This is a genomic window from Bdellovibrio bacteriovorus HD100, from assembly GCF_000196175.1.
Taxonomy (GTDB): Bacteria; Bdellovibrionota; Bdellovibrionia; order Bdellovibrionales; family Bdellovibrionaceae; genus Bdellovibrio; species Bdellovibrio bacteriovorus.
Window position 1 is genome coordinate 2,903,515 of record NC_005363.1, and the last position, 14,144, is coordinate 2,917,658.

The following is a 14,144-nucleotide window of genomic DNA, read 5'->3' on the forward strand; positions in this document are numbered from 1 at the left end:
TTTAAGTCTCCTCAAAAGGGCTTGTGGGGATCTGCCCCAAAGCCACAAGTTCCAGAAATTGAGTGTAAGTTTGATGTTCCAGCTTATGAAAACGCACGGACCAGTCGGCCAGGCTCTCGCCAGCTTCCAAAGGCAATCGCGACTGCATCAGTTGCGGGCCCGTGTCCATGCCCTCGTCCACCAGATGCAGGGTCACGCCACTTTCCTCCACACCGTCTTCAAAAGCGCGACGGATGGAATCAACCCCAGGGTACGCCGGCAGCAGTGATGGATGAATATTCACCACTTGTGAATTCCCACCATGCCAGCCATTGAAGGTCTGAAGAAACTCTAGACTTAGCAGACGCATGTAACCTGCCAGAAAGACCCAGTCGATGCGGTATTCACGCAGCAGGTTTAACACGCGCTGCTCGTGTTCGCGGCGGTCGCTTTGTTTTGTCACTACAAAATGGCGCACAGAAAGATTTAGAGCCTTTTCCAAAACACCCGCCCCGACTTTGTCTGAAAGGACAAAGGTGACTTCGACAGAATTCAGGGACTGCGCCTTTTTCATCAGAGCTTCGGCATTGGAGCCGGTTCCCGAGGCCAAGATTGCAATCCTGATTTTATTCATAGCCCGATATCCTGTCGCAGATACATGCCGTCAAAATTCACGGCCTGCATTTCTTGATAGACCTTTTCCCGAGCCTCTTCCCGGGTGGAGCCCAGAGCGGTGATTCCCAGCACCCGTCCGCCGACATTGACCAGTTGGTCGTTGATGCGGCTGACTCCGGCAAAATACAGATGACGATCCGGAGCGGAAAGAACCTTGGCCGTGATGGGATTTCCCAATTTCATCGGAGACCCCGGATACCCCTCGCTGGTTGCCACGACGTGAACGGACGACTCGGAGGCCAGTTCACACACTTCGTTTTTCAATTGATGGGTTACGGCCTTCATGATCAGACCGGCAAGATCTGTTTTCAGACGAGGCAGCAGCGCCTGCGTTTCAGGGTCGCCCATGCGCACGTTATATTCCAGAACGTAAATGCCTTCGTTTGTTTTCATCAAACCCGCAAACAAAAAGCCCTGATAGGGCAGACGCTTGTCGCGCAGGGTTTTCAGAGTTTTTGAGAAAATACTGCGGATCTCAGCTTCATCCGCTTCGTTCACGAAGTCACAGGGGCTGTAGGCACCCATGCCGCCAGTGTTGGCGCTGAAGGGATCCGACGACACGCGCTTATAGTCACAAGCCGTGCCCAGGATTACAAAGTCCTCGCCATCACACAACGCAAAGGCGGAAAGTTCTTTTCCAATCAGACATTCTTCCAACAACAATGGAAAACCAAAATGACGTCCCAGCGTGCGCACAGCTTCTTCAGCCATGTCCCAGGTGTTGCAAACCCACACGCCCTTGCCTTGGGCCAGACCATCGGCCTTGACCACCAGGGGACTTTTGAAGTCATGCTTCCCCACCGCCAGCAGAGCCTGGTCTTCCGAGTAGCTGACCTGACAAGCGGCGGTTCTGACGCCCGCGTCTTTCAGCACCCCTTTGCAGAAGAGCTTTGAAGATTCCAACTGCGCCACTTCCATAGAGGGGGCAAAGCAGGCAATACCGTGCTTTTGCAGGCGCAGCTTTAAGTCGGACAGAATCAAAGCCTCGGGTCCCACAACAACCAGTGAAACACCGTTATCGATGCAGAACTTTTCAATGGCTTCCGCGCTTTCACAGTTCACGCAAGAAAAGCCCGCCTGCTGCATTCCGGGGTTCCCCGGTGCCACCCACAGGTCTGTGACCAGAGGTGAACTTTTCAGTTTTTGCGCCAAGGCGTGCTCGCGCCCGCCTTTTCCGACGACGACCAGTTTCATGGTTTCTTCTCCAGCAAAGACAAAGCCTTTTGGTGCCAGAATTTCAAGTTGATGTTTTCGTCAAAAGGACGTGGTTTGTTAAGGACAGTGGCGATCTCGTTAGCCAAAGCCAGATACAGCCATGAACTGACCTGAATCTGTTCTGCATTCAACGCTGCGGGCCTCTGACCCAGTTCGTTTTCACAGATCGACTTCCAAGCTTCAGTTTTTCTTTCTTTGGCCAGGTCTTTGGCTTTTTTAACAGCTTCGCTCCATTCGGATCCCGCGTAGATCTGGCGCAGGAATTCTTTTGAAAGAGGCAGGCCTTCATAAGTCAGACGCAACTCATCCGGTCCGATGGAATCCACCAGCACCAGTCCGCGTTGACCGTTGTTTTCATGGGTAAAGGCAAACTCCAGCTTTCCGTCCCACAATTTGACTCCGAAGCTTGCAAAAAGTTTTTCCAGCTCGGCCGCCACGTCCTGCGTGTTTTTGCGCAAGGCTGCGTATTCGGCGTCGTTCACTACATTCATGGCGGCGACGTCGGCCTTGGACAGATAGCGATCTGTGGTTTCAAGTTTCGTTGAAACCTCCACCAGGGCTGGCATAAAGCTGTCAGCCGAAGTTGGCATCTTGCTCAGCTCCAGATCCGCAAGATACGCAGGATTCTTTTTCAAACGCCCTTCCAAAGAATTCCCCTGGCCCAGATGACGGCGGAAGATCACTTCCAGGGGCACCAGACACTGGGTCGGGCGAGACGCATACATGGAATAGTCATAGGCTTCACCCTTCCATTCCGGGCGCAGCACCTTCACCGGTTGCACTTCAATGGAGGTGCGGGAACGACCGGACAGATAGTGCGAAGAAAAACCTCTGGCCGAAAGATGTTCAAAGAACATCGAGGCCATTGCCGCCAGAGCTTCGCCTTTGTGTGGAATTTCGTCGGGCATTTCTCCCCAGTCGAAAATGGAATAGCGATTGCTGTATTCAAAAACAATTTTGTCGTTGTTCTGATAAAGGTCCTTTACGGAACCGCGATAGATCAGATTCATCGGCTTGCTCCTAAAACTTTCAGTTTGTTCCATTGATTCACAAAATTGGCCACGTTGTTGGCCCCCACCCAGAATCCGCCGTGGCGGGCCTTGGCATAAAAGTCCAACGCCAGGTTGGAGCTGGCCAGCTGTTCTTTTTCACACAGGAACAGATTCAACCCTTGCGTGTGCGGAAGCTCCCAAGGACTGACGATTTCGCCCAGACAGTTTTCGGCCTGAGCCGCCGTCCATTCGATCTGCAAACCGGTTTGAGTCTGAATTTCATCCAGGGCTTTTTGAATAGGTGAATAACTTTCCAGGCAGCGATTCCAGTGCAGACACAGGCGGTCTTTTGGAACTTTCGCCAGGCGAACGATGAAGTCTCCGATGGTGTTGGCATTTTCTTCTGTCACGGCTGCCACGGGAATTCCGCGCGGCATCTGAACAATCGACAAGAAGGCATCAAGGCCAGCAAAGGCCCCATTCACCGCCACGCCGAAGACCGGCTTGTCTGTTAAAGACGCCACGACACCTGGAAGATGGGCAGCCAAGCCTGCGCCGGCGACAAAAGCATCCGCACCGCAGGTTTTTACAATCTCGTGGACTCGGGCGGGATCACGGTGGGCGGAAGCCACTTCCATTTTCACGTCACCGCATTTTTCAAGGGAACGGCACAACGGACCGTACACACGTTCATCATTCGCACTGCCAAAAAGAACCTGAATTTTCATAGTTCACCACCTAAATTGATGTTCCGGGTCTTCAAAAAGTTTTCAGTTGAGACCGGAACGGGATAATCACCATCAAGACAAGCACTGCAAAGATTCTTCAGGCCCAGGCCTTCTTGCAGTCGATTCAGAGGCAGGAACACCAAGCCGTCCACCTCCAGAATCTTTTCCACTTCACTTTCACTGCGTTTGTGCGCCACCAGTGATTCCCCATCCGGGAAATCAATGCCATAGAAACAAGGATGACGGATCGGCGGACAGGTGCTGGCCAGATAGACCTTCTCCGCCCCGGCATCACGCAACAACCGAATGATGCGCGCGGAAGTGGTCCCGCGCACAATACTGTCATCCACCAGCAGAATTTTTTTACCTTTGATCTCACTTTGCACCGGTGAAAGCTTCAGATTCACCATCATCTTGCGAACTTCGGGTTCATTGACGATAAAGCTTCTTTGCACATAGCGGTTTTTAATCAGAACTTCGCGGTAAGGTTTTTCCAGCACTTCCGCCAGGCGGCAGGCTGCGGCCCGCGAGGTGTCGGGCACCGGGGCCACAACATCTATATCCAGGCCTTTTTTGCGGCACTCTTCAGCCAGGATTTCACCCAGCTTCAGCCGCACTTCATAAACCGGGCGGCCGTGCCATTCGGTTTCAGAACCGGCAAAGTAAATCCATTCAAACATGCACGGGCGCGGTTTCTTTTCACTTAAGACGAAAGAATGCAGATTGCGATCCTTGTCGACGAAAACCAGCTCCCCCGGGCGCAGATCGCGCCAGTATTCATATCCCAGTCCGAAAAAGACCTGCTTTTCAGAGGCAAAACAGTAATTGTACTTATCGCCCTTTTTCTGGCGACCGATCAGCAAAGGCCGAATGCCATTCATATCGCTGAAGGCGAACATGCCCTGATCAGCCAGCATCCCAATGGAGCTGTAGGCGCCTTGAACTGTTTGCAAAAGCTCTTTCACCGCTTCCGCCAGACTGGCGGGAAGATCCGGGTTGTCTTTGCGTGAAGAAAGCCCCACCGCCACCATGTGCATCAGGATTTCCAGATCGTTGCGCGAAAAGGTCCATCTTAGTTTTCGGTTGCGCAGATAATCCACGATTTCATCATAGTTCGTGACGTTGCCGTTATGGATCATGCCGATGCCATAGGGATAACTTAAGAAGATCGGCTGCAGGTCCTCTTTATCGACACTGCCAATGGTGGAATAACGTGTGTGCCCCAGGGCCATGGTGCCCTTCAGGCGCTTGCGGCGTTCGGTGGTGAAGACGTCCTCCACCAGGCCAAGATCCTTTTCCAGATGAAACTGCGAACGTTCAAAGTCATAACTCAGAATCCCCGCCGCATCCTGCCCACGGTGCTGAAGTGCGAAGAGAGCCGGATACAGTTTTTCGCCGGCCTGATCTTCACCAATGAGTCCTACAACGCCACACATGGAATGACCCCTTTAAAAAACAAAAACGGCGTCACTGGGACGCCGTTTTCTTTAATATTGATATTTGATTTTTTTTGCTGGCAGTTCGGGTGTACGGACACACGGAGGGTGTGCAAACGGGATTTCTCTCCCGAAGAGGGTCCCTTCGATGGGGGCCTAGGTGGCGAAGAATGTCTCAAAAACACTTGATGTGTCATGGTCTCTCTTTACGCTGATTGGGTGGAATGCAACCAACGCTAGCGACCGTGACAGAGTTCCGTCAAGACCCCTGACAGAATCCTGACAATTCAACACATCTTGCCAAAATCAGGGCTTACAATCCTGGGCATCGTTGCCGCCCTGGCAGCCCAGGGCTTTTTGAAGTTCAGGTTTGGCGTAATAAATCCTGTTGATTCGAAGATTTGCCTCCGGATGGCTGGAATGCCCATCGGAATGCTTCATGTCCTCCATGTAGGCGCGGATTTCTTCCAGCTGGGGACAGGACTCCACGAACTGATCCATTTTTCTGTCGACCGCTTCTTTTACGTTTTCACATGCAAGCCCAAAGAACATGGTCTGCGATGCAAAGGCGAACTCGCGGGCTTTCGATGCGTCCTGAATTCCGGAAACTTTCGATGTCAGTGCCTGAGCAGAAATCCAGTCGGAAAAGGCTTCCTGAATATGGCCCGAGCCTGAAATCTCGGAGCAATATTTGTAGCGATCGTAGTTCTTTTCAATGTTCTGACGGGAGTCCTCAAAGCGGGCATCGGTGGCATCGGTCGCCTTCGGCTCGCCGGTTTCTTCATCAATCTGACCGCCCCCCATTTCTTCTTTAAGGGCGTCCTCGTATTCATTGATTTCACGAAGCAAAGCCTCTTTGGTGGGGATGCTCACCTCAAGGGACTGTGGTGACTGCAAACAGCTGATCACGTTCTTAAATGGATTCTGCGCGCCCCGCACCGCCGCGTTGACCGTGGGTTGGTTGGCTTTCACAACAAGACTCATAAATTCCGGCAGCTTTGCACCTTCAGCGCTGAAATCCATTTCCATTGCACAAGGATCAATGCCATGACCAAACTCGTGGGCCAGCGTTGAAAACAAAGCCGCATCCGGAAGATTCATCATCTGGGGGCACACTGTGATCGTGTTGGTTTCAGAAGAATAATAGGCATTTGGAGACTCGCACCCGTCAGCCACCAGTTCCATGTAGCGCCCGTCGGTTTTGGCAGCACGATACTTGATCGCCTTCACCCGGGCGATCATGTTGTCGATCTGTTTTGCATTGCCAGAGTTCTTCTGCGCTTCCAGGGCTTTGACAACATGATTACGGGCGTCTTCGACAATCTTCAAAGTACGGGCCGTTTCTTTTTTCAGGCGTTCTTTGTTGCGCTGAAGCTGCTCTTTGCCCCCGGCGGCTTTTTCATCCATAAACTGGTTGGCATAGACGAAAGGATCCTTCACGGCGCTTTGCGGGAAGGTGCCCTTGGCACAATGCTCGGCAAAACTCAGATTGCCAACCATGGCCATATTGGGAACCTGACGGCCTTCGCTGTCCTGGTAAAGATAAAAATCCTGGGCTTTACCCGCCAGCTGACCACAGTAACCTTCGAACGTGCATGATGGCGACTGCGGCGTTTCGCAGGCACCACTGCGATCCGCGGACACTTTCAAGGTCTCGCGCATTTGCGAGATCTTGTTGATGGTCTCACGCATGGCGGGACTGACAGACTCCTGCGCCTGAACAGACACAGCGGCAAGAACAATCGCAACGAACCCCATGAACTTCATAATTTACTTTCCTTGTGCATGAGTGCGGATGTCTTCAATGTACTGAACAAAGCGGCCATAGTCGGCGCCTTCAGCACAACCCTCTTTACGGGTTTCTTTATTTGAGACCTTATTAATATAGATATACGTGCCGGCATGGCAGCGCTGCTTGCCAGCAGAAGCGGGGCCTCTTTCAACCTGCTTCCAGGCCGCTGCCACCTTGGGGGGAAGTGTTTTCCCCAAAGACTTGCCGTCAAAGGTGTAAATGCCTTTGTCCTTTTTCAGGATATCAATCTTGCGGATGCCCGATTTATTGGTGCGATCCAGAATGACTTCGTTCGCGAAACAGGAAGCGGACATAAAGAAAACGAGCAGGAAATATCTCATTGTCTCAGTTTATTAGGGAAGCCCCCGGTTTGCACCCGACGATGGTCAAGAAAGCCCTTGAACCGGAAGCTTTTCTGTTTAATAGCCCTCAACGACAATCAGTGTGCGGTATTTCACCGCCCGGATCACATTGCCCCGCCAGTCCCGGGCCACCGATCCGTTGGGTCGAATAACGGGAACCAGACCTTTTCCTTCCTGCACGATCCGCTCGTAGATATATTTTGCATTATCGCGATGCAGGCGGACACATCCGCCGGAAGCGCGGCGGCCCAGTTGGTAATTGTGCGCGGAATTTGCGGCATGCAGGGCAATTCCGCCGTTAAAGAAGACACTGAATTCCATATTGGTTTGCCAAGTTTGAGAGTAGTGATTGCGCACAATCGAATAAGGATAGAACCATCCCGGGGGCGTCGTGGTGAAGTATTGCCGCCCGCTTTTGGAAGTCTCCCATTGCTCCCTCCCCGTTGAAATTTTCCAGGTGTGAGTGTGAGATCCATTCTGAATCACCCGCATCGTCTGCGCCTCATAACCATAGGCGTTTTTATTGGCGACCAGAACTATCGGAAACTCCCTAGTCACATTCAGAGACTCGATGGAGTCAAAATCCCGCAGGCTCAGAACATCGGTGTTCATTTCTGTGCGCGGAAATCCCGCCTCGGCAGCGATCTCATCCGGGGTCATCAGGTCATCCAGCGGCTCTGGTTCAGCCATTGCATTCACAGACAGAACCAACACAAATGAAAGAATGAAGGATTTCATGAGACCTCCCGGTTTTCCACTTATGTTACCTCAGAACCGGGTGAAAACTCCCGGCGGGAAACGGAGCTTTCTGACACAGCACTTTCAATCGCCAGCCATTGTGGCAGTATCTTTGCCATTCACAGTGTTCAGCAGCGCAATACAACGGAGCACTGTTTGTTACGAAGGCCCGCCCAAGGTCCTGCCCGGTGGCAGCTTCCTTGTTAACCCCAAGGGAACATCCGCCGATAACGAGAAGCCATGTCCATCAAGATTAAGTTTCTGGTTATTACATCTTTGCTGCTGCTTCTGTCGTCGGCCACGATCTTTTGGATCAACCGCACCTCTTTCCTGGATGACAAGAGATCATATCTTTATTCCTCTGCCCTGGAGCGAATCCAGGATGCCACGGAAGTTATCAACGGGGGCTCTAACAAAGTTATGGAAAGACTGCAGACAGCCCTGCTCTTTTTTGACGGATCCGTCTTCAGTCCACAGATCAAAACAGCCGCTCAGCAACAAGGCTGGGGCAATATCCAGATCTATCGCACCATTGAAGGCAATGCCACATTCCTGGATGCTTTGAGTGAATCCCCAAGTCTGCCGGCTGCCCAGCTGCAATATCTGCAGAAGATGCCTGAAGGCAAAGTGCAAACGGACGTCAATCTGGACAGACCCGAGAACATGATCGTGTACTACCGCAAAGGGGATCTGCTGATTTACGGTCAGCTGACTTTTGAAGGCTTGAAAGACGCCAATCAAAAAAACACGCTGGGCTTCTGGCATCCACAGAAAAAACAATGGAAAGTACCGGTGGGCCTTGCCAATGTCTCTGAAGCCCACGGACCCATTACAGCTCAGCTGACGGGCCAGGGCAGCAGCGTGCGCGAAATCCAACTTAATGGAAATGACTATCTGGTTTCCTATACATGGATCCCGCAGCTGCAGGCTTATATGTTCCAGGTCTTCGACAAAGGCCAAATCTATTCGGTTCTGCAACAGACAATGAATAAAACCCTGCTGGCGTCCGCCCTGATAATCGTGCTGGGACTGATCGCAACCTTCTTCAGCGTGGATTCCCTGACCCAGAGTATTTCAGCTCTGGCCGGAGGCATGTCGTTGTTCGCCTCGACCGGCCAATCCAAGCCTATCCAATTGAAAACCAACGATGAAGTGGGCCGCATGGCCAAGGTCTTCAATTCGATGCTTGAAAAAATCCAAGGCCTGCTACGCCAGACCGAAGAAAAGGCCCGAATGGAGGCCGAACTGGAAACCGCCAAGGAAGTCCAGACCGTTTTACTGCCAAAACCCAAAGTCGACACCGATCACTTCACCCTGAAGGGCTTTTACCAGCCAGCGTCTGAGTGCGGAGGCGACCTTTGGTTCCACTTCAATGACGACAAACGACTGTTCGTATTTATTGCTGATGCCACCGGCCACGGAGTTCCCGCGGCGCTGATCACCGCCGCCGCCCGCTCGGTCTTGTCTTTATCCATGGCTGAAAACATGTGGGACCCTTCGAAAGTTCTGAGCATGATGAATCAGGTTCTGTGTGATCTGGCCAAAGGCGAAAAGATGATGACGGCCTTTGCCGCCCTTTATGACCGGGAGGCCGGCACATTGACTTACTCCAATGCCAGTCATGACTTCCCGATGATCAGCCCCCTGCCCCCTGAAGGCAAAAAGATCAAAAAGAACGATCTGGTGTTTTTGACTGATGCCAACTCCAAACGCCTTGGTGAAAGCCGCGAATCGCAGTTCCACACTGCCACCGTACCGCTGATGCCTGGCGGGGTGTTCTTTGCTTACACGGACGGACTGATTGATGCGGTCAACGGAACCGGCACAGCCTATGGCGAACGCGCTGTGATTAAGACCGCTGTGGATTGTACCAACCGCGGTTCATCAAAGAGCCTTCACGATATCATGCAAAAACAGATTGTGGAGTATATCGAAAATCAAGAACAGCCCGACGACATCACATTCCTCGGGCTGTATATCAAACAGACTTAGACAGAACGAACGGCACGGACGGTGCCGTCCACCAGATCACCAACTCTGAGAGAGCGGCTGTACATCACCTTTTCAACCTGCTGACAGATATCCCGGCGCACTTCCGCAGTTTTCTTTCTTTGCGGGATGGCGACCATGTCGGTCAGGTCTCTTTCAACGATCATCGCTTTTCTTTCAGGCAATGTCGCCAGGATGCGGTTGTAGAAGGCCGAATGAGTTTTGAACAAAGCCGCATACAGGGAGTCCACTTCGTAGCTGTTCAGAACTTCGGACAGAATGTCAGACGGTACCAGCTTCAGATCGTCGAAGGTCAGAATCACACGACGCAGACGCTCCAGCTCTTCCGGATTGTCATTGGCAAACAAAGCCAAAAGATCCATCTCTTCTTCCGGAGACATGCCACGGATGACTTTTGCCAGAACAGACGCTCCTTCAACTTTTGGTTCCGGACGCATGCGCATCTCAGTCAGCTTTTGATTGAAGGACGAAATCACGGCCTGCACCACATTGTGCGGCAGCTTTTCCACGCGGGAAATTTCAGCCAGAACCTTCACACGCTTTTCAGCATCCAAAGAACCAACGATCCCTGCAGTCACCTCCGCCGGGGAATGCAGGCAAAGGACCGCGATATTGGCTGGGGTTTCCTTGTCCAGAATCTGCTGACGTTCTTCTTCACGCATTTTCAGCACGAATGAGAATGGATTTGTTTCATCAGAGGACATCTCGTGCTCAACATAAGCCGCCAGAATCGCCTTATAAACATTGCGAACCGCAGTTTCAGACTCAGATTTCGTGGTGTTGCCTTCGCGCTCTTTCACCGCTTTCCCCAGACGAGCCCAGGCCATCGCCGGCACATCTGTGAACACGCGTTTGGAAGTGTCCCAACCCAGGAACTCCATCAACAACGAAGCATCGCCAGCGGATTCATTCAAGGTGAACTCTGTCACTGCACGAGATGCCAGTTGCGGGTATTGAGCCGCAATCGCCAGAATGTGCTGTTTCACGGCGTCCATATTGAACTGCGGCTCCACCACAGCGGCAGCGGCTGGTTCTGTTGCTGCTGCCACAACCTCTTCCGGCTTCTCTTCGCCATCCTGGTCTTTTTCAGTGTGTTTGTATTCGTGGTTTTCTTTCAGTTCCTTGCGCGGATCCTGTGCACGACCGCGTCTCCACGCCCAGAACATCAGGCCGGACAAAGCCAGCAATGACATGATCACGATCAGAGTCCACATTTTCCAGGTCAGCTCAGGCAGAATATCCGGCTTGGGCTCGGCCTTTGGCGGATCTGCCGGAAGCTCAATGCGTTTGACCGTGACAGAATCACCCGCGGTCGCATCCAGATGCAATTTGGAAGTCAAAAGCTCTTTAATGATCTTTTCTGTCTCGGGATTCACATTACGGGACAAAACCACAGAAATATCGGTTTTGGACTTCATCTCGTGAAGTTTATTGGTGGCTTTACCCAAAGTGGGAGCATCGCCCATCAAAGGCATGCCCGGCAGATACTGAACGTCCATTTCGTCATGGAACTCTTTCAGCTTCTTTTCATCACGGTCCATTTCGATGGCCACGACCAGAGTGTAGTCCGTGGGACGCAAAATCGTGTTCAGAACACTGCGCGCACGGGCTTCGTACACTGTTTCAAGAGATCCGATCTCTTCTATGTACTGGGCGAAGGACACCTGAGAAAACATCAACGACAGAAGAAGTGCAGAAAAACGTTTCATCATTTGATCCCTTTATCTTTCGCGAGAATGGCACCTGCCAGCATTTTAAGGTGCGGATACTGAGACTGCTTTTCGATCCTTTGGATATCTGCGGTGAACTCACTCACCACATTCAGCTCCTGAACAGCCACGAGGAAGCTGTCTTCCCAGACTTCATCCTTGCTCTTGGCGGCCTCCGCCAGATGCTTTTTCAGGTCGCCCTGAATCAGGGAATGATTCAGTACCAGTTGCTTGTACACAAACGGCTTCATCGCCTTTGGATAATTTGCATAATTTTTGTAAACACGGTTCAAAAGCTCCTTACGAGCCTCGCCGTCACGCACACGGGCCAGCATCTGCAGGCCTTCATTCACTTCGGTTTTGGAAAGCAGCATTTTGCCCAGCAAAACCCGGCCTTCACTACTGAGAGGCTCGGTCTGAATCAGCACATCCGCCACAATTTCACGGCGGAAAGCATCACGGCTGGTTTTGTGGAAGCTCTCAATTTTTTTCAAATCTTCAGCAGCCGGAGTCCCCAGACGCAGCAAGGTTTTTGCTGCAAAACTGTGGACCTGTGCCGCATCCCCGACAACACCCTTGTTGGCCTCAGTCAGGAAGTTGACAATTTTGGACTGCAGCGCCTGCACGTCCTTCTTTTCTTCCGCTTTCCACTGGATGTTGGAGACATCCAGCACATAGATACTGGCCTGGAAAAACTCTTTGTTTTCTTTCATTGTACGCTCTGGCCCAAACGATGCCATCAGCGTTGTGAAGTCGTGTTGCTTCCAAGCCTGCCCCGTCCTGGAGGACAAATGGGTGTTCACCGCCATAGAGTGGGACTTTTTAAGTTCATCCCAGGTCCCTTGACCCGAACGGATTCCCGCTTGGCGCGCCTGTGGCTTTTGGCTTTGCAGATAGCCTGCATAGCCCAATGCCGCGCCAACAACCAGCACGGCCCCCACGATGACACGTTTTTTGTTTGTGTTTTTATCAGACATCAGTCAAACCCCACAAAACGAAGACCCGCAAAAAGGGTCATAAAGCTATATTTGACGTTCTCATCTTCTGATGACGGCGCCGTCAGACTGGAACCCATGGAAACCTGCCCGATCAGCAGCAAATCAGACATCACCGGAATTTCAACGCCGCCCCGGATGGTCAAATCGATCAAAGAAGCATTGAAGTCATCCACCGCCAGATTGCTCAAGCCCAGGTTTGCGGCAATGAACGGAGTTGGACGCCAGATTTTTGCTTCCGAAGAACTGTCGACCACAACGCGCATGCCATTAACACCAAACATATAGTAACGACCACCCAGCGCGATGCGCGTAAAGGGCAGCTGCTTGCCTCCGCCGCCCGCCATCTCCATAAAGGACAAAGTCAGGGCTGTGTTCAAGGCCGGATTATTGATCGAATAGTTCACTTCCATCGTGGTGGAAGATTCGATGGACTTGTCAACACCAGCACTGGGGAACTGATACTTCAAAGAAGTCATGCCCATGCTGACATCCCAATCAGATGTCAGCGCCGCATGAGCCGGAACGTACAAGAATAGAAAAATCAGCGCCCCAAGAAACTTCATCAGCGAACCCTGTTTTCATTACGCTTTTCGATTTCCACGTTGGAAGCCGGATAGCGCATTTCGGCCCCTGTTTTTGGCAATGGAGCCATTCCCAGACGCTGATAGACGTCGGACAGATACTGATAAGCCACTTTGTTGTATGGATCGATTTTCAAACAGCGTTCCCAGGCGATTTTCGCGCCTTCAAAGTCCTTCTGCAGGTACTTGATGGAGCCTTTCAACAGCCACGCATTGTTCGAGTACTCATCCAGTTGCAACGCTTTGTCGATTTCGACAAGGGCTTTGTCATACTGGCCCTTTACAATCAACTGCTGGCCCTGGAAGACAAAACCCACCACCCGATCCGTGCGATCACGTTCGGCAGAGGGCATGCCTCCGGAAAGACGCGGAGAAAACAAAGCATCCTTATAGAATGAAGACGTGTTTTCCAGAAGCGCGACACGAAGTTTAAGCTCCTGCATTTCTGCCAGCAGCTCTTCCATTCTTTTGTCTTCAGGCTTTTTGTCCTTGTCCTCCGGCTTTGGCTTTTGTGGATCATTCTTTTTCTGATCCTCATTCTGAGCCAGCTCTTCCGCCTTCTTTTCCTCGTCGGACAAAGGATCCATACGAGTCGCCACCGCAAGGCTTTCCCCTTCGTTGACTTTGACCATGACTTCTTTTGTGCGATAGTTCTGCTTTTCAAAGATCAGGAAGAACACATCACCGAGCTTTGATTCCTCTTTCACCTGAAGAGGAGCGATGCCCAGAAGTTTCTTCTCCTGACTTTGCACGTCCTTGATGTAAACCTTGGCGCCGTTGGGATAGGACTTGATTGAATACTTTCCTGCGCATGCAGAAAGCAACACTGGCACCAGAGTTACAGACAACAATCCAAGTTGCCTTGCAGTTAAGATTTTCATTACCACCATCCATCCTAGATTCGGGGTCTGTTGACTTCCTACATTTTC

General features: G+C 51.7%; 13 protein-coding genes. 1 reads left to right on the top strand and 12 read right to left on the bottom strand.

The genetic code is table 11. The features are described from left to right. Nucleotide 1: 1 nt before the first annotated feature. From purN to BD_RS13810, 8 genes are all read right to left on the bottom strand, one after another. Nucleotides 2–613 (bottom strand): phosphoribosylglycinamide formyltransferase, encoded by a 612-nt coding sequence (purN, locus tag BD_RS13775; RefSeq protein WP_011165378.1) that lies wholly within the window; start codon nucleotides 611–613, stop codon nucleotides 2–4. Continuing rightward, complete coding sequence (gene purD, locus BD_RS13780; RefSeq protein WP_011165379.1) at nucleotides 610–1,848, bottom strand: phosphoribosylamine--glycine ligase; 1,239 nt, start codon at nucleotides 1,846–1,848, stop codon at nucleotides 610–612. The genes purN and purD overlap by 4 nt, the downstream gene beginning before the upstream one ends. Then, nucleotides 1,845–2,879: a phosphoribosylaminoimidazolesuccinocarboxamide synthase gene (locus BD_RS13785; protein WP_011165380.1), complete on the bottom strand. Its 1,035-nt coding sequence runs from the start codon at nucleotides 2,877–2,879 to the stop codon at nucleotides 1,845–1,847. Before BD_RS13785 ends, purD begins: the two co-directional genes overlap by 4 nt. Further along, entirely contained in the window at nucleotides 2,876–3,589 is a 714-nt protein-coding gene (locus BD_RS18430; RefSeq protein ID WP_011165381.1) for an AIR carboxylase family protein, read from the bottom strand. Before BD_RS18430 ends, BD_RS13785 begins: the two co-directional genes overlap by 4 nt. Then, entirely contained in the window at nucleotides 3,586–5,025 is a 1,440-nt protein-coding gene (gene purF, locus BD_RS13795) for an amidophosphoribosyltransferase (RefSeq protein ID WP_011165382.1), read from the bottom strand. Before purF ends, BD_RS18430 begins: the two co-directional genes overlap by 4 nt. A 306-nt stretch (nucleotides 5,026–5,331) precedes the next feature. Continuing rightward, nucleotides 5,332–6,792 carry a hypothetical protein gene (locus tag BD_RS13800; protein ID WP_011165383.1) on the bottom strand — a complete coding sequence of 487 codons (1,461 nt, stop codon included), beginning with the start codon at nucleotides 6,790–6,792 and terminating at the stop codon, nucleotides 5,332–5,334. A gap of 3 nt (nucleotides 6,793–6,795) precedes the next feature. Then, a complete protein-coding gene (locus BD_RS13805; RefSeq protein ID WP_011165384.1) occupies nucleotides 6,796–7,158 on the bottom strand; it encodes a hypothetical protein in 363 nt (120 codons plus the stop codon). A gap of 78 nt (nucleotides 7,159–7,236) precedes the next feature. Beyond that, complete coding sequence (locus BD_RS13810; protein WP_011165385.1) at nucleotides 7,237–7,917, bottom strand: L,D-transpeptidase; 681 nt, start codon at nucleotides 7,915–7,917, stop codon at nucleotides 7,237–7,239. A gap of 240 nt (nucleotides 7,918–8,157) precedes the next feature. Between BD_RS13810 and BD_RS13815 the strand changes: the two genes are divergently transcribed. Further along, nucleotides 8,158–9,909: a SpoIIE family protein phosphatase gene (locus BD_RS13815; protein ID WP_011165386.1), complete on the top strand. Its 1,752-nt coding sequence runs from the start codon at nucleotides 8,158–8,160 to the stop codon at nucleotides 9,907–9,909. Here the strand turns inward: BD_RS13815 and BD_RS13820 are convergent. From BD_RS13820 to BD_RS13835, 4 genes are read right to left on the bottom strand one after another with little or no spacing between them, the layout of a single operon-like run. Then, on the bottom strand, nucleotides 9,906–11,639 hold the full coding sequence (locus BD_RS13820; protein WP_011165387.1) for a FliG C-terminal domain-containing protein: 1,734 nt from the start codon (nucleotides 11,637–11,639) through the stop codon (nucleotides 9,906–9,908). The two genes, BD_RS13815 and BD_RS13820, sit on opposite strands and share 4 nt — an antisense overlap. After that, entirely contained in the window at nucleotides 11,636–12,613 is a 978-nt protein-coding gene (locus tag BD_RS13825; protein WP_011165388.1) for a hypothetical protein, read from the bottom strand. Before BD_RS13825 ends, BD_RS13820 begins: the two co-directional genes overlap by 4 nt. Continuing rightward, the gene (locus BD_RS13830) at nucleotides 12,613–13,197 is read right to left on the bottom strand and encodes a hypothetical protein (protein WP_011165389.1); all 585 of its coding nucleotides are present in this window, start codon (nucleotides 13,195–13,197) and stop codon (nucleotides 12,613–12,615) included. The genes BD_RS13825 and BD_RS13830 overlap by 1 nt, the downstream gene beginning before the upstream one ends. Further along, nucleotides 13,197–14,096 (bottom strand): tetratricopeptide repeat protein, encoded by a 900-nt coding sequence (locus BD_RS13835; RefSeq protein ID WP_226988015.1) that lies wholly within the window; start codon nucleotides 14,094–14,096, stop codon nucleotides 13,197–13,199. The genes BD_RS13830 and BD_RS13835 overlap by 1 nt, the downstream gene beginning before the upstream one ends. Nucleotides 14,097–14,144 lie beyond the last annotated feature (48 nt).